This is a genomic window from Acinetobacter sp. YH12144 (assembly GCF_013418345.1).
In the GTDB taxonomy this organism is placed as follows: domain Bacteria; phylum Pseudomonadota; class Gammaproteobacteria; order Pseudomonadales; family Moraxellaceae; genus Acinetobacter; species Acinetobacter amyesii.
Map to the genome: position 1 here is coordinate 1 of NZ_VPCD01000011.1, position 14,513 is coordinate 14,513.

Consider the following 14,513-nt stretch of genomic DNA (forward strand, 5'->3'; position numbering starts at 1 on the left):
TAAATTACATTCTTTGGATGTGCCTTTCGTATATTTGGCAATATCAAAAGCAGAGAGAAATTCACCTTTCCGCTTCAAATGCCTAAACCCTAAATCATTGACATAATTCCAGACGAAGTTCACTTCTAATGCTAGTTGGTCTAACACCTTGCAATGTTTGTCTTTTATACGTAATTTAAGGGTTTTCATGTGCTTATATTAACAATCAAAACTCAAGGAAAATAGTCCTTAGTTAAATCAAACGACACTTCATGTCGTGTCGCTTATATCTCTGACCTGAAGGACAGAGTTTTACCCTCCATTTGATAAAAAAACACCTGAACAGTGTTCAGGTGTTGGGAAAGGGACTTAAGAGATCGTCGAATGATTAGCCATTCTTAATGCGAATGATGCGATCGGTACGATCATTGACTAGCACGTAGTCACCATTGATTTTGTACCATTGTTGATAACGACCGGTGTTCGGTAAGCGGCGCGCTTCACGGTCACTCACTTTGTAGCGGCTTGAATCGAAATAACGAGGAAAGCTTTGACCAACACGCCAATCGCGGCTTGGATTTACACGACGAAAGTCATTACGGTCGTAGCGATTATTGTCATAACGGTTGTTGTTATTCCAATTACTCGGACGGTGATCTTTGTCCCAACGGTTGTCTTGATGTTGGTATGACGGATGGTAACGGCGGTCATCTTGACGATGGTCTGGCGCAGCAATGGCTGCTGTTGTTGCCATCAAAGCCGATACTGAAAGAACTAAAGTCGATACGATTTTGTTCATGGGACACCTCTATACATTTCTAATCTGTTTTTCGATGATTCAAAATTAGCGAGAAAGTTCAGAGAAAGCGTGGGGGCAATATAGTTGAATTGTGAAATGTATGGAGGAAATTTGAAGGCGTGTAAATGATCTGAACGCTAGGCAGCATCAGCTTTTGCGGTTAAACATTAAAAAAAACTCATAAAAAAAGCCCAGAGTTGATCTGGACTTTAAAAATATGGCGAAATTAAATTCAAAACGGCTTACATACCTAAAATTTTCAGAATACTGTTACTATCTGAGTTGACCAATATGTAGTCATTATTGATTTTATACCATTGCTGATTACGCGATGGTTTAGGTAAGTTATGGTCTTTATAATCGACTTTATAACCATTACCACGATAATGCTGTGGCATCACATAGCCCGTTTGCCATTTATGTTGTTGCAAACGTTTGACTCCACGTTGTTCACGCATACGGCGTCGATCTTCAAGATCGTCATCGTCCTGATAACCACGGTAATCACGATCTTTTTTCATTTGACCATATGCATTGCCGCGTGGGCCATCAAAGCCACGTTCATCGTTCTTGAAGTGAGGCGCTGCAGACGTGATGCTGCTTGCTATTAAAGCACTGAAAGAAATAGCCAAAATTGGCAAAATCTTTTTCATGTTCAACCCTCATGAGTAATTTATCTTCAATATCACTACTGTACGCATTAAATGCAGAGAAACTGTGAAGAAAGATGAATATTTCTTTAAATAAAACGAAGAGATTGCGGATATTATGCGATAAATTTGGCGCCGAGAACAATCTTTCCATCTTGAAAGCGATGGTCCGATAATGCGTGCTTTTTATCCTTGCAATGCAGTCTTGATCAAATTTGAGGTCTATTGTAAGCACGATCAAAAACGCCCATCAAGTCTTGATGGGCAAATAGGGTAGAGATACTGGAATGAAAACGGTGGGTAAATTCGGGTTTTAGTACCACTGCTCATTGAGGCATTGGAGTGAATAAATCGCTTGAGCCACAGATTCAGCTTGCTCGGCATCGTCCATTGCAGAGATCAAATTTTCAGTCAGTTGTAAGGTTTCAATTGAACGAATGGTTTCAATTTTACGTGTTTGATCAGCCATTTGGGTCTCCTTGCCGTCGGTCTATGTCATGGCAAGCAGTCTATGCTTTTATATTTAATTTGAAAAACCGAATATTATTATAAAAATAATTTAAAAATATGATTAATAGCAAGTGGGGTGATAAAACTGTCTTTTGATCAAAGCTTGTTGAATTTCAAGGTTAAAAAAAGGGCATCAAATGTCCCTTTTTAGTTCTAAATGTGTCACTTGGAACTTAATTAGTATGCGTATTTCAGGTCGGTATAATCCGTTAATGATTTTTGAATATGAGCTTGAATAAATTCATTAATATCTTCAGGTGTCATTGCTGCACCTTGTTTGGTAATCACATGCTCAAACGGTGCTTGATCTTGCGCAATGATGCGATAAACAAAGTTAGTGATCACTTGAAAGCCTGCTTCTTGCTTTTGAATGCAAGTGACATAGAAATAGGCATGCTCAAAGTTTAAGTCAGTATGCGAAAAAATAAATTGTTCAAATAATTTTGCATTTTGACCGACATCTAAGCCTTTTAAATCGTCCACGATACTCGGGTCGAATTTCATGCCATATTTTGCTGAAATCGGTTGACCATCGACCAGTAGGTTAACCATGCCATCCTCAGTTGGAGTCACTGTAATATTGCTAAAGTCAGACATGTATCAATCCAATGTTTTTAAAGAATGCCCCAAGTATCGGCAAATTTGCTAAAAACTCAAGTCGACTTTCGCGTGGTCACTGCAAAATCATTCGGTTAATGATGCGTTGTAAAGATTCAAGACATAAAAAAAGGAAGCGCGATCTTCCTTTTTAAATTGGGTTTTCACCCTATTCATCTTGGGCATCTATGCTGGCACCGGTTAAATGCAAGCTGTCGTCACCCATTAAATATAAATATGCAGGCATGATGCTTTCAGGCGTAGGCAAAGTTTTTGGATCTTCGTCTGGATACGCCTTTGCACGCATGGCAGTACGTGTCGCACCAGGGTTAATACAGTTAAAACGAATATTGGGGTGTTCATTTTCTTTAGCGAACAATGTGCTTACGGCTTCAATGGCAATTTTTGAAACCGAGTACGCGCCCCAACGTTCACGGGCTTCACGTCCCACACCCGAACTGGCAAAGACCACTGAGGCATGCTCAGATTTTTGTAGTAGTGGCATCAGCTCTTGAGTCAGTACAAAGGGCGCGCGAAGGTTCACCGCCATGACATCATCCCATACATCCACAGGATAATGTTCTAGTTCAGTTCGCTCACCCAAAATCCCAGCATTATGCAAAATGCCGTCTAGGCGACCAAATTGCTTTTCTAAGGTATCGACCAACAGCTCATAATCACGAGGAGAGGCACTAGACAGTTGTAGCGGTAAAATCGCCGGTTGGGGGGCACCCAAGCCTTCAATTTCATCGTAAATCACTTCTAGTTTATTCAGTGTGCGTCCATGTAAGACCACGGTTGCGCCATGTAAGGCATAACTGAGGGCAGCCGCACGGCCAATACCATCGCCCGCACCTGTAATCAGGATAATGCGATCTTTGAGCAGATCGGGGCGAGGTTGATATTCTGAATATTTCATCCGTACCTCCTCGTTTTATTGTGTTGTGTTCTATCGTTATAAAGTCGCTGTGTTGAGCGTTTTCGGTTTGATGACCAAATCATGAATGGCTTCATGCAGGTCAGCAACAGTCTTCACTATACAATCTGCATGCCAAGCTGTTAAGTCATCTTTGTGTTGTAAAGGTAAATAGCCATAAGCCGCAAGAATCGTGTACATCTGCGCATTACGACCTGCATCGATATCACGTGGATGATCACCGACATAGATACAGTCTTGAGCATCAAGATGGATGTGCTTGGCGGCTAAATACATCGGCTCTGGGTCTGGTTTGGTTTTACTGACATCATCTGGGCAAACCAATACCGAGCAGCGCTCAGTCAAATTCAACGCTTTGAGCAACGCTTCACTGAGTGAACGCGGCTTATTGGTGACAATACCCCACGGAATTTGATGTTGTTCTAACTCTGCGAGTAGTGGATACATGCCTTCAAACAGATCGGTATCAACTGCAATATCAGCACCATACAGATCTAGAAAGCGTTGACGATGTGCCAGAAAGATAGGATCTTCAACGTCTAACTCTGGATAGACCAGTTTGACCATGGCACGCGCGCCTTCAGATACCTGTACACGAATGTCGTCAGCACTGACCACCGCAATGCCTTTGTCACGGCACATGTCTTGAATAATACGAATAAAATCAGCCGCGGTATCAATCAGTGTACCGTCAAGATCAAAGAGTACAGCTTTCATTAGGCTTCTTTCACCGTATGAACCATGTAGTTCACATCCACATTCGGTGCGAGCCAATAGCGTTTGGTAATCGGGTTATAATGTAAACCTGTCATATCTTTGAGTTTTAACTCGGCTTGACGAATATCATGAGCTAATTCTGAAGGTTTAATAAACTTCGAATAATCATGAGTGCCTTTCGCCAACATGCGTAAAACATATTCCGCACCAATAATCGCAAACAAATAGGCTTTAGGATTACGGTTAATGGTCGAGAAGAACACATGACCACCCGGTTTTACCAGCTTTTGACAGGCTAAAATGATCGAAGCTGGATCGGGTACGTGTTCGAGCATTTCCATACAGGTGACGACGTCATATTGACCTGCTTGCTCTTCTGCCAATTGCTCTACAGGTACTTGGCGATATTCAATATTTTGTACATTTTCTTGTTCGGCATGTAAGCGTGCAACATTCAACGGCGCTTCGCCCATGTCGATACCCAATACTTGCGCACCGCGACGTGCCATGCTTTCAGCTAAAATACCGCCGCCACAGCCCACATCTAATACTTTCTTGCCAGTGATACCATTTGAATGCTCATCAATCCAGTTCAAACGCAGGGGATTAATCATGTGCAAAGGGCGGAACTCAGAATGCTGATCCCACCATATGGCTGCGAAAGCTTCAAATTTGGCAATTTCTTGTGGATCAACATTCAATTGCGACATCGGTTGCACCTCAATCAAGTCTTTATATTTTAGAAAAAAGTTTATGGGAGTTAGTGTAGCGCGTCCTGAAAAAAAAGCGATAAAAGCCTTAAAAAAGTTCACAGAATGAAAACGAAATCGACAGATTTGATTTATAGTGTTGCCATAAACTAATCATAATGATTTTGAGGACGATAAGTTCAATGAAAAAATTCCTTTTAGGCACGATTACAACAGCTATTTTGGCTTTTTCTGGCAGTGCGATGGCAGCGCAATTTGTCGCGGGGACTGATTACACAGTTATTCCAAAACCGATTAAAGTCGAACGTCCGGGTAAAATCGAAGTCCGTGAGTTCTTTTGGTATGGCTGCCCACATTGTTTTACATTAGAACCGCATATGCAAACGTGGTTAAAGCAATTGCCTAAAGATGTACGTTTTGTCCGTACACCTGCAGCAATGAATCCACTTTGGGAACAAGGCGCGCGTGCTTACTATGCATCGGAAGCACTGGGTGTTCGTCAAAAAGCACATTTACAATTGTTCCATGACATTCATGTGGGTCAGAAAAATATCTTAGAACAAGGCGCATTTGCGAAGTTCTACACCCGTTATGGTGTTCCTGAAGCGAAATTTAACAGCACATTTAAATCATTTGCTGTGTCTTCAAAAATTGCTCAAGCGAAAAACTTAGCAGCTCAATATCAATTGAGCGGCGTGCCTGCGATTACCGTCAATGGTAAATACATCGTACAAGGTGAAGATGCCCGTACCGTTGAAATCGTGAAATTCCTTGTTGATAAAGAACGTAAAGCGAAATAACAGTGTTTTGAAAAAGCCGCACTCGATGCGGCTTTTTTTATGCAGGCATATTTTGCGTTTTAGGTCGATAAATTTTGTGGATCAGCGATTTGAGCCAAAGATCGATCCCAATGCAAAATGCCACGAAATAAGAGCTGAACTTGAGTCTGAGCTTGGCGGCGAAATTGTTGTAGCGCATCCGTACGTTGTGGAAGCTCAACATGTCGATGTAAGTCAATCCACTGCATTGCCCAACTTAAGGCCAATTCAAACAAAATTTGTCCCAATACTTTGAGGTCTTGTTCGGATTGAATGTGTTGAGTCGCTTCAACTTGAGCCAGTGCATGGGCCAAATCAGTACTGAGAAAATTAAATTCACGTGTAATGGCTTGTCTTAAGGAAGCTGAACCACCCCAACGCTCTGCAATGAGAAACATCCATGCCTCAGGAAATTGCTCAACGGCATGAAATAAATAATCCAGACTCTGTCGTGTACGTGCATCGGGTGCTTGAAAGCATTGCTGACTCAGTTGATTGAGTACATTGCGAAGGTGCAGGGCCATTTGGTCGACTAGTTCCAAACCGAGCTCATCCATGTCCTGAAAATGGCGATAAAACGCAGCAGGAACCAAGCCGACATGACGGGAAATTTCGCGTAAGCTCAGACTGCTAAAAGAACGGCCTGTGGTACTCAATGCAAGCGCTGCATCAAGGATAGCTTTACGACTTTGTTGCTTACGTTCTTCCCGTATCGACATGCAATTCGTCCTGAATTTTGCGTGGCTTCAGTCTAACAAATTTCCTGATGTCGTACGATGGGCCTATCAAAACTTGGATGAATGGATTTTGTAAATGCACACGAATGCGTCCCGAATCTGGCTGTACCTTCTGTTATAATGTGCCGCAATCAATTTTGTCAGATTAAGGACTCATTATGCGTATCGACCAACGAGCATTAGATCAATTACGTGAAGTAAAAATTACCCGTAACTACACACGTTATGCGGAAGGTTCTGTATTGGTTGAATTTGGTCATACAAAAGTTCTTTGTACTGCAAGTGTCGACAACTCAGTGCCGCGTTTCCTTAAAGGAAAAGGTCAGGGTTGGGTGACTGCTGAATATGGCATGTTACCTCGTTCAACACATACACGTACTGACCGTGAAGCGGCACGTGGTAAACAAAGCGGTCGTACTCAAGAAATTCAACGTCTGATTGGTCGTAGCTTACGTGCGATGGTCGATTTGAAAAAATTGGGTGAAAATACCATCAGCATCGACTGTGATGTGATTCAGGCAGATGGCGGTACACGTACAGCATCAATCACAGGTGCAGCAGTTGCCTTGGTCGATGCAATGAATGTCTTGCTTGAAAATAAAAAAATTAAACAAGATCCATTAAAAGGTTTAGTTGCTGCGATTTCTGTAGGGATGTATCAAGACGAAGCATTACTTGATCTTTGCTATGAAGAAGATTCAAGCTGCCAAACAGACATGAACGTAGTGATGACACAAGCTGGTGAGTTCATTGAACTTCAAGGTACAGCAGAAGACAAACCATTTACACGTACACAGTGTAATGAAATGCTTGAACTGGCTGAAAAAGGCATTCAAGAATTGATCAAAAAACAACAAGAAGCTTTAGGCTGGTAAGTTGTTTGATTCAGTTTAAACTGAATAAAGAACGCATCTTCGGATGCGTTTTTTTATGCGCTGAATATAGAAAATCCAACAAGAATCACCTATTAAGCAGCGTGTCTTTGACTCAAATTAATAGAATCAGGATGCTTTGAAGGACTAAAAATGAAAAATTGGATGATGCATTTTTCTTTATTCAGCGTATTTTTGATCAGTGGTTGTGATTTTTGGGAAATCAGGTTCAAGAGCGTGAAGGTGGTCGTTTTTCTGAACAAAGTGAAAACTCAAAAGATCATGACGATGATCAAGATGAGCGCGAGCAGCATGAAGACGATGCGGAGCATGAAAAGGATTCTGAACATGAAACTGAACGAGCTAAACAACAGCAAGATGATGATTAAGTCATGCTAGAGGTTAAGCATCAAAAAGGGTGCAATAGCACCCTTTATTTATGTTTAGAGCAAGTCTAGAGCGTTAGGCATTAAAGCGCATAGATAAATCAATCGCTGTGACATCTTTGGTGAGCACACCCATCGAAATATAATCGACCCCTGTCGTTGCCACTTCACGTAAGTTTGCAATAGTGATATTGCCTGAGGCTTCAAGTTTGCAGCGACCATTCACATGTTTAACGGCATCAATCATTTGTTGCTGACTAAAGTTATCCAACATCACAATATCCGCACCTGCTTCTAACGCTTGGTTGAGTTCATCCCAAGTTTCGACTTCAACTTCCACAGGTTTGCCCGGTGCAATCTGGTGTGCTTTGGCAATCGCTTGTTGGATGCCACCTGCTGCCATGATGTGATTTTCTTTAATTAAAAACGCATCAAATAAACCTAAGCGATGGTTTTGACCACCTCCGACAGCAACCGCATATTTTTGTGCAATACGTAGGCCTGGCAAGGTTTTACGGGTATCGAGTAGACGAGTATGCAAACCTTCAAGCTGCTGGACATAGGCAGCGGTTTTGGTCGCTACTGCAGATAAGGTTTGTACAAAATTTAAGGCTGGACGCTCAACCGTCAGTAAGCTACGCGCAGAACCTGCGAGTTTTAAAAAGGCTTCGCCTGCGGCCACACGGTCACCGTCATTTTTCAACCAAGTGACTTGGACAGCGGCATCATAAGCCTGAATGAGTGCATTGACCCAAGGCTGACCCGCCAAGATCATCTCTTCACGGCTGATAATCGTTGCAGTTGCTTGTTCATCTTCTGGAGTTAACAGGGCTGTAATATCGCCTTCGCCAATATCTTCTTGTAGTGCGTGTTGAATATTGATTTGGATTGATTGTTCAAGCAAAGATTGCGATATGCTCATAAGAAGTTCCGTATCTTTTTTAACCCAGGAAAATGTGCGCGTTATATTAGCATTGTTCCTGAAAAATGAGCGATTTTTAACAGCAATCACAAACATGAATTGAGAAATATCAGTGAAAGTTTTAGCATGAATGCCTTTAGGCTCTGATCTAAAATTCACGAGCAATTCAGACTCAGGATCACTTTATGTCACAGGTAACTACATTTCGGGTTCAGGATGGGCAACTTATCGGTGCACGGCAAGTTCCATCACCGAACTTTAATCAGCGTCCCGCAGATACCGAAATTCAGCTTGTCGTCATTCATAATATTAGTTTGCCACCTTCTCAGTTTGGAGGTGGTTATATCGAACAATTTTTCCAAAATCAGTTGGATTGGTCGAAACATCCTTATTTTCAAACCATTGAAGGGATGCAAGTATCGACACATTTATTGATCCTGCGTACAGGCGAAGTCCTACAGTTCGTCAATTTTAATGATCGAGCTTGGCATGCAGGTCGTTCAACCTATTTAGCACAAAAAGAATGTAATGATTATTCGATAGGCATTGAACTCGAAGGAAGTGATGATTTACCTTTTGAAGCTGCACAATATGCCGTGCTGACCGAGGTCGTGGCGTGTTTACAACAGGCTTATCCTAAAATTCAACAACATATTGCAGGGCATTCAGATATTGCACCGGGACGTAAAACTGATCCGGGTCCATTTTTTGAGTGGAACGCTTTTCGTCAACAGCTACATCATTTTAAAAACAAATAAACAATACATACTGCGTTTAATAAACCAATGAAATTCCTTGACGAGTTTCATTACAATAGGCGCACTTTCAAAAGTGAGAAATACCGATGGCGCTTTGGCGTTCGACAGTCATTGTCAGTGCAATGACTATGTTGTCCCGTGTATTGGGACTGGTACGGGATATTGTCCTGTTAAATGTATTTGGTGCAGGTAAAGACTTCGATACCTTCGTGGTTGCCTTTCGTATTCCTAACTTTTTTAGGCGCTTATTCGCAGAAGGGGCATTTTCACAAGCCTTTATTCCTGTATTGACTGAATATAAAACCAGTCGAACCCATGCCGAAGTCCAGATTCTGATTAGCCGTGTTTTTGGCTGTTTAGGTCTGGTGATGACTAGTTTGACGTTCATCGCGATGGTGGCGGCACCCGCGATTATTTATATCTATGCACCGGGTTTCCATGGTGATGCAGACAAGTTTGCGTTAGCTACCGATATGTTCCGCCTAACGATTCCTTACTTACTGTTTATGTCCCTAACGGCATTTGCCAGCAGTATTTTGAATAGTTATGGCTCATTCAGTACACCTGCGTTCGCTCCAGTGTTACTCAATGTCGCGATGATTGCCGGTGCGCTGTGGTTAACCCCTTATATGGCTGAGCCAATTATGGCTTTGGGTTGGTCTGTTGTCGCGGCAGGATTCTTGCAATTGGCGATTCAGATTCCAGAGCTGTGGCGTAAAAAATTACTGATTCCACCGAAAGTTGACTTCAAACACGAAGGTGTTGATCGCATCATGAAGTTGATGCTGCCAGCACTGTTTGGTGTCTCAGTGACGCAGATCAACCTACTGTTGAACACCATTTGGGCGTCTTTCATGCAAGATGGTTCAGTATCATGGCTGTATAGTGCTGAACGTATGACCGAGCTGCCTTTAGGTTTGATTGGGGTGGCCATTGGTACCGTGATTTTACCGTCATTGTCTGCACGCCATGCTGAACAAGATCAGGACAAATTCCGCCGTATGATTGATTGGGCAGCTAAGGTCATTATCTTGGTGGGTGTGCCTGCCAGTATTGCGCTTTTCATGCTCTCTACACCTATTATTCAGGCCTTATTTGAACGTGGTCAATTTAGCTTTGAAGATACACAGATGACCGCATTGGCATTGCAATGTATGAGTGCCGGTGTGATTTCATTCATGCTCATTAAAGTGTTTGCACCAGGGTTTTATGCGCAGCAAGATACCAAAACTCCAGTACGTGTAGGTTTAATGGCGGTCGCAGCCAATGCTATTCTGAACGTGGTGTTTATTGGGTTCTTTAAACTGATTGATTGGCATGCTGAGCATATGGCTTTGGCATTGGCATCATCGGGTTCCGCTTTAGTAAATGCAGGGATGCTGTATTTTTATTTACATAAGCGCAATATTTTCCGTTTTGGTGCGCATTGGAAAAAATTGGTGATTCAGTTTGCGATTGCCAATGCTGTGATGATTGCTGCACTGTGGTATGGCTTAACATGGTACAACGGTGATGTATCTGCGTGGATGCGTGTCGCGGAAGTGATCATCTTATGTGTGATTGGCATTGCTGCTTATGGGATTGCTTTAATTGCAACCGGCTTTAGACCTCGTCACTTAAAACCTTAAAGCTAAAACCTACAGCGTAATGCGTTTGACGTTGATGTAAAAAATAAGAGCCCATAGGCTCTTATTTTTTTGATTGAGACTCAAGATGATAAAAACATAGGTTTCTGATTCATGAGTCTGAGGGGAGTAATTTGTAGTTTAAAACGACATTGAATCAGTCACTCAGTCGCCTAAACTTTTCCTCGAGAGAGGAAACCAACAATTGCGAGAATGACTGCAATAACCAAAAGAATAACAGCAAAGTCTTTGGATAAGCCTGCAACACCACCAAAACCTAGCAGACTCGCAATCAATGCAATTACAGCGAAAATAATAGCCCAGCGGAACATAGTTTTATCTCCATGTGATTTTTTATTCTGTCTCATCAGTATAGGAGTCACAGAAAGCATGCTATGTATTCTTTTGTTTATTTAATGTTCAATATTCGGTAACTTAAACAAGGAATTTATGTGCGGGTTCAGTTAATATGCCTGCCACCTTCGTTGCGAGCGAGAAGATGACCGATACTCTACGCCCACATTTTTGGAAAAAGCATGCTTTGACTGAACTCACCCATTTGGAGTGGGAGTCCCTCTGTGACGGTTGCGGGCTGTGTTGTTTAATCAAGCTTGAAGATGAAGATACGCAAGAGGTGGCTTACACCAAAGTGGCATGCAAACTTTTAAATTGTGAAACCGCCAGTTGTTCCGATTATCCAAATCGCAAATCACACGTTGCAGACTGCATACAGCTGACACCAGAACAAATTCACCAATTTCATTGGCTACCGCCGAGCTGTGCTTATCGTAGAATTGCTGAAGGTAAAGATTTACCGCGTTGGCATCATCTAGTGACGGGAAGTCGTGACAGTATTTTGAAGGCACGAAAGTCTGCCGCAGGGCGTTGCATCAGTGAAGAAGACGTCAACCCTGACGATATTGAAGATTATATTGTGCGTTGGGTACGCTAAAGGACACAGATACGCTCAATTTTGGATCTAGAGTTGATCTTGTATCATAGCCAGAAAGTCTTGTTCTGACAGAACCTGAAAACCGTGCTGTTTGAGGAGTGCTGTGGTTACTCCATAGCCCTCAATTTTTGTACGCGTAAAGCTGCCGTCATAAATATAATGGCTGCCGCAAGACGGGCTGCGATCTTTCAAGACAACAACATCAACTTTGTGTAATTGGGCCAATTCTAACATTCGTTGAGCACCTGCAATAAATTCAGCACTAACGTCTGTCCCCAAAACATCTTTAACTTGAGCTGTACCATTGAGCACATCAGTGGCTTGACCATTTTGAATTTCTGCAGGAAAACGTGGACAGCTAAGGCCGCCCATCATTTCTGGGCAGGCCGTAATGACTTGGTGAGTCTGCATCAGTTGGCAAATCGCTTGTTGTGTATTCGATTTGGCATCATAACGAACGGGTTGGCCTGCCAGACAGGCACTGACTAAATACTTCAGTGTCATCGTGTCTTGCTCCACAAGTTTTAGTGACTCAAAAGTTCCATCGCATGGTCATAACTGAGCGGACGATAAAAGTAAAAACCTTGTCCAGTATGACAATTACATTCTTTTAAGGTATCGACCTGTTCCGGTTTCTCTATACCTTCGACTAATATATTCAGGGAAACACTCGCACCAATTTGTGTAATCGCTTTGACAATGGCAAGTGCTGAACAGTCGGTATGCATGCGTTCCACAAAATTACGGTCGATTTTAATACAGTCGACAGGGTAGTTACTTAGACGTGTTAATGATGAATGACCTGTACCAAAATCATCTAGAGAAATGTGTATGCCATGCTCTTTTAATAAATGGAGAGCGCGAATCACATAATTTGAGCCACGTTCTGACAGGCTTTGCTCGGTAATTTCGACCTCAATAATATCTGGTGATATACCAAACTGCTTTAAGCGATTTAGTAGTTTTTCCGCATAATCATCACGTAAAAATTCGACAGGTGCAGCATTTATTGAAATCGGTAGCGGTTGCAGTCCAAGTTCAATCCATTTTTGAATATCTTGAAAGATTTTAATTTGCATTGTTTCACTAATGCGTGAAGCCAATTCATAATCTTGAAATGCAGCAAAAATTTGAGAAGGTAATTGTAATTGTTGGTCTTTATCATACCAACGTAACAAGGCTTCAAAGCCGATAACTTGACTGTCAGAAAGACGAACTTTGGGCTGATAAAACGGAATAATTTGATTGGACTTAATCAAGCTGCGTGCAAGCGTTAATTGGCGAGTAGTATTTTCAAGGGTTTTTAACATAGTATGGTTGAACATTCGTACACCACCACGACCACTGCTTTTTAAATCATTTAGCGCAATATCAGCACATTTAAGTAAATTGGAGGTATTTTGTGCATCGCGTGGGTAGATCGCACAGCCAATACTCATACCAATATTGATACTTTGCCCATTATAGAAAATGGGCATGTCCATTTGCTGACAGGCGATGCTGGCAAAATTCTGTAATTGTTGTTGCGATTTTAAATTTGGAATAGTAATGGCAAATTCATCGCCACCTAAACGTGAAACTACAATATTTATATCAAAACATTGCTGAAAATGCTGCCCAAGGGTATGCAGTAAATGGTCTCCTGCACTATGACCTAAGGTGTCGTTAATATGCTTAAAATAATCTAGATCGATTAATAACAAACCCAGTTGTTGCTGATGTTCTCGCGCCACTTTTAATTGGCTTTTAAATACTCGACTAAACGCACGGCGGTTTAATAAACCTGTTAAATCATCTTGTTCAATGATGCGTTGAAGTTTATTTTCTGCAAGTCGCTGTATCGTAATATCACGTGATACACAGAGGATTTCTTTGACTTGGCCATATTCGTTGAATACTGGGCTGAGCATATTATCCCAATAAGCCAAGGGTTCATCTGCTACTTGGCTCATGCCGACAAAGCGAGATATTTTGCCTTCTTTGGCTTCGGCAAAAGCATTCAGACACGCGTCACGGACTTCTTCAGGCAATAATTTGTGCCATGACATACCAAACTCAGTTTCAGTCGGCGACACACCGAGAGCTAAGCAACCAGCGCGGTTCATATGCAGAATATGACCGTCTAGGCTTAATAATTTAATACAGTCGACACTGGCATCTAACATTTGATTACGGCTGTCGAGTTTTTCGCGTAATTCTGCACATTGGGTATGTTGTAATTGTATATTCTTGGCTTGAGGCATTTGTTGAAATGAATATATAGATAGATCAATGCCTTGTTGAACTTGAACGATTCGCTTTTGCTTTGTTGATTGCTTCATACAATCTGTCCAATTGGGTCAGGCAAGTCTAAAATGGGATATCTTGCCGATGATACTTTAATTTGATCAATAAGGGCTAGGATGTCTTGTTACATTATAGTTAACATTCGCCTAAGCTTTTTTACATGCAAGATACTTAAATAACGACATTAAACCACCCTCCTAAATTGAATACCGAATAAAGCAAAGATTCTGCCAAGGCAGTGTTAGAATAGAAAAAACG

Annotated in this window: 18 protein-coding genes and 1 pseudogene; 6 read left to right on the top strand and 13 right to left on the bottom strand. The window is 41.8% G+C overall.

The annotated features are described in order from the left end of the window. The 8 genes and pseudogenes from FTU79_RS16550 to ubiG form a co-directional block, all read right to left on the bottom strand. Positions 1 to 189: pseudogene (locus FTU79_RS16550) on the bottom strand (RNA-guided endonuclease TnpB family protein); the annotation flags it as partial. Between the two features lie 178 nt (positions 190 to 367). Continuing rightward, positions 368 to 778, bottom strand: a complete 411-nt coding sequence (locus FTU79_RS08735) for an RcnB family protein (RefSeq protein WP_111885092.1) — start codon at positions 776 to 778, stop codon at positions 368 to 370. A gap of 242 nt (positions 779 to 1,020) precedes the next feature. Next, positions 1,021 to 1,431 carry an RcnB family protein gene (locus tag FTU79_RS08740; protein WP_180022986.1) on the bottom strand — a complete coding sequence of 137 codons (411 nt, stop codon included), beginning with the start codon at positions 1,429 to 1,431 and terminating at the stop codon, positions 1,021 to 1,023. Positions 1,432 to 1,741: 310 nt separating this feature from the next. After that, positions 1,742 to 1,897, bottom strand: a complete 156-nt coding sequence (locus tag FTU79_RS08745; protein ID WP_180008593.1) for a hypothetical protein — start codon at positions 1,895 to 1,897, stop codon at positions 1,742 to 1,744. A gap of 218 nt (positions 1,898 to 2,115) precedes the next feature. Further along, positions 2,116 to 2,535 carry a hypothetical protein gene (locus FTU79_RS08750; protein WP_111885093.1) on the bottom strand — a complete coding sequence of 140 codons (420 nt, stop codon included), beginning with the start codon at positions 2,533 to 2,535 and terminating at the stop codon, positions 2,116 to 2,118. Between the two features lie 169 nt (positions 2,536 to 2,704). Next, a complete protein-coding gene (locus FTU79_RS08755; RefSeq protein WP_078190639.1) occupies positions 2,705 to 3,454 on the bottom strand; it encodes a YciK family oxidoreductase in 750 nt (249 codons plus the stop codon). 36 nt (positions 3,455 to 3,490) lie between these two features. Then, positions 3,491 to 4,189, bottom strand: coding sequence for an HAD family hydrolase (locus FTU79_RS08760; protein WP_180049679.1), 699 nt, complete (start codon positions 4,187 to 4,189; stop codon positions 3,491 to 3,493). Next, positions 4,189 to 4,899 (bottom strand): bifunctional 2-polyprenyl-6-hydroxyphenol methylase/3-demethylubiquinol 3-O-methyltransferase UbiG, encoded by a 711-nt coding sequence (ubiG, locus tag FTU79_RS08765; protein WP_078190637.1) that lies wholly within the window; start codon positions 4,897 to 4,899, stop codon positions 4,189 to 4,191. Before ubiG ends, FTU79_RS08760 begins: the two co-directional genes overlap by 1 nt. Before the next feature lie 182 nt (positions 4,900 to 5,081). On the opposite strand from ubiG, the gene FTU79_RS08770 reads away from it, so the two are divergent. Beyond that, a complete protein-coding gene (locus FTU79_RS08770; RefSeq protein WP_078193271.1) occupies positions 5,082 to 5,699 on the top strand; it encodes a thiol:disulfide interchange protein DsbA/DsbL in 618 nt (205 codons plus the stop codon). A gap of 59 nt (positions 5,700 to 5,758) precedes the next feature. Here FTU79_RS08770 and FTU79_RS08775 read toward each other — a convergent pair whose 3' ends face one another. After that, the gene (locus FTU79_RS08775; protein ID WP_078190635.1) at positions 5,759 to 6,436 is read right to left on the bottom strand and encodes a TetR family transcriptional regulator; all 678 of its coding nucleotides are present in this window, start codon (positions 6,434 to 6,436) and stop codon (positions 5,759 to 5,761) included. Between the two features lie 176 nt (positions 6,437 to 6,612). On the opposite strand from FTU79_RS08775, the gene rph reads away from it, so the two are divergent. Further along, the gene (gene rph, locus FTU79_RS08780) at positions 6,613 to 7,329 is read left to right on the top strand and encodes a ribonuclease PH (RefSeq protein ID WP_078190634.1); all 717 of its coding nucleotides are present in this window, start codon (positions 6,613 to 6,615) and stop codon (positions 7,327 to 7,329) included. A gap of 212 nt (positions 7,330 to 7,541) precedes the next feature. Next, positions 7,542 to 7,715, top strand: a complete 174-nt coding sequence (locus tag FTU79_RS08785) for a hypothetical protein (RefSeq protein WP_180049681.1) — start codon at positions 7,542 to 7,544, stop codon at positions 7,713 to 7,715. A 73-nt stretch (positions 7,716 to 7,788) separates the two neighbouring features. Here the strand turns inward: FTU79_RS08785 and nadC are convergent, their stop codons facing one another. After that, a complete protein-coding gene (gene nadC / locus FTU79_RS08790; protein WP_111885101.1) occupies positions 7,789 to 8,634 on the bottom strand; it encodes a carboxylating nicotinate-nucleotide diphosphorylase in 846 nt (281 codons plus the stop codon). Between the two features lie 185 nt (positions 8,635 to 8,819). Here nadC and ampD point away from each other — a divergent pair, with 185 nt between their 5' ends. Further along, positions 8,820 to 9,392, top strand: coding sequence for a 1,6-anhydro-N-acetylmuramyl-L-alanine amidase AmpD (gene ampD / locus FTU79_RS08795; RefSeq protein WP_180049683.1), 573 nt, complete (start codon positions 8,820 to 8,822; stop codon positions 9,390 to 9,392). 86 nt (positions 9,393 to 9,478) lie between these two features. Further along, positions 9,479 to 11,020: a murein biosynthesis integral membrane protein MurJ gene (gene murJ, locus FTU79_RS08800; RefSeq protein ID WP_111885102.1), complete on the top strand. Its 1,542-nt coding sequence runs from the start codon at positions 9,479 to 9,481 to the stop codon at positions 11,018 to 11,020. Positions 11,021 to 11,190: 170 nt separating this feature from the next. On the opposite strand, the gene FTU79_RS08805 is transcribed toward murJ, so the two are convergent. After that, a complete protein-coding gene (locus FTU79_RS08805; protein ID WP_005006601.1) occupies positions 11,191 to 11,349 on the bottom strand; it encodes a DUF1328 domain-containing protein in 159 nt (52 codons plus the stop codon). 167 nt (positions 11,350 to 11,516) lie between these two features. Between FTU79_RS08805 and FTU79_RS08810 the strand changes: the two genes are divergently transcribed. Further along, the gene (locus FTU79_RS08810; RefSeq protein WP_180049789.1) at positions 11,517 to 11,969 is read left to right on the top strand and encodes a YcgN family cysteine cluster protein; all 453 of its coding nucleotides are present in this window, start codon (positions 11,517 to 11,519) and stop codon (positions 11,967 to 11,969) included. Positions 11,970 to 11,996: 27 nt separating this feature from the next. Here FTU79_RS08810 and FTU79_RS08815 read toward each other — a convergent pair whose 3' ends face one another. After that, a complete protein-coding gene (locus FTU79_RS08815; RefSeq protein ID WP_078193265.1) occupies positions 11,997 to 12,473 on the bottom strand; it encodes a DUF523 domain-containing protein in 477 nt (158 codons plus the stop codon). Positions 12,474 to 12,493: 20 nt separating this feature from the next. After that, the gene (locus FTU79_RS08820; protein WP_180049685.1) at positions 12,494 to 14,290 is read right to left on the bottom strand and encodes an EAL domain-containing protein; all 1,797 of its coding nucleotides are present in this window, start codon (positions 14,288 to 14,290) and stop codon (positions 12,494 to 12,496) included. Between the last annotated feature and the right edge of the window lie 223 nt (positions 14,291 to 14,513).

Coding starts and splice junctions, on each gene's coding strand:
- FTU79_RS08735 (WP_111885092.1), bottom strand. CDS start 778: ATGAACAAAATCGTATCGACTTTAGTTCTTTCAGTATCGGCTTTGATG.
- FTU79_RS08740 (WP_180022986.1), bottom strand. CDS start 1,431: ATGAAAAAGATTTTGCCAATTTTGGCTATTTCTTTCAGTGCTTTAATA.
- FTU79_RS08745 (WP_180008593.1), bottom strand. CDS start 1,897: ATGGCTGATCAAACACGTAAAATTGAAACCATTCGTTCAATTGAAACC.
- FTU79_RS08750 (WP_111885093.1), bottom strand. CDS start 2,535: ATGTCTGACTTTAGCAATATTACAGTGACTCCAACTGAGGATGGCATG.
- FTU79_RS08755 (WP_078190639.1), bottom strand. CDS start 3,454: ATGAAATATTCAGAATATCAACCTCGCCCCGATCTGCTCAAAGATCGC.
- FTU79_RS08760 (WP_180049679.1), bottom strand. CDS start 4,189: ATGAAAGCTGTACTCTTTGATCTTGACGGTACACTGATTGATACCGCG.
- ubiG (WP_078190637.1), bottom strand. CDS start 4,899: ATGTCGCAATTGAATGTTGATCCACAAGAAATTGCCAAATTTGAAGCT.
- FTU79_RS08770 (WP_078193271.1), top strand. CDS start 5,082: ATGAAAAAATTCCTTTTAGGCACGATTACAACAGCTATTTTGGCTTTT.
- FTU79_RS08775 (WP_078190635.1), bottom strand. CDS start 6,436: ATGTCGATACGGGAAGAACGTAAGCAACAAAGTCGTAAAGCTATCCTT.
- rph (WP_078190634.1), top strand. CDS start 6,613: ATGCGTATCGACCAACGAGCATTAGATCAATTACGTGAAGTAAAAATT.
- nadC (WP_111885101.1), bottom strand. CDS start 8,634: ATGAGCATATCGCAATCTTTGCTTGAACAATCAATCCAAATCAATATT.
- ampD (WP_180049683.1), top strand. CDS start 8,820: ATGTCACAGGTAACTACATTTCGGGTTCAGGATGGGCAACTTATCGGT.
- murJ (WP_111885102.1), top strand. CDS start 9,479: ATGGCGCTTTGGCGTTCGACAGTCATTGTCAGTGCAATGACTATGTTG.
- FTU79_RS08805 (WP_005006601.1), bottom strand. CDS start 11,349: ATGTTCCGCTGGGCTATTATTTTCGCTGTAATTGCATTGATTGCGAGT.
- FTU79_RS08810 (WP_180049789.1), top strand. CDS start 11,517: ATGACCGATACTCTACGCCCACATTTTTGGAAAAAGCATGCTTTGACT.
- FTU79_RS08815 (WP_078193265.1), bottom strand. CDS start 12,473: ATGACACTGAAGTATTTAGTCAGTGCCTGTCTGGCAGGCCAACCCGTT.
- FTU79_RS08820 (WP_180049685.1), bottom strand. CDS start 14,290: ATGAAGCAATCAACAAAGCAAAAGCGAATCGTTCAAGTTCAACAAGGC.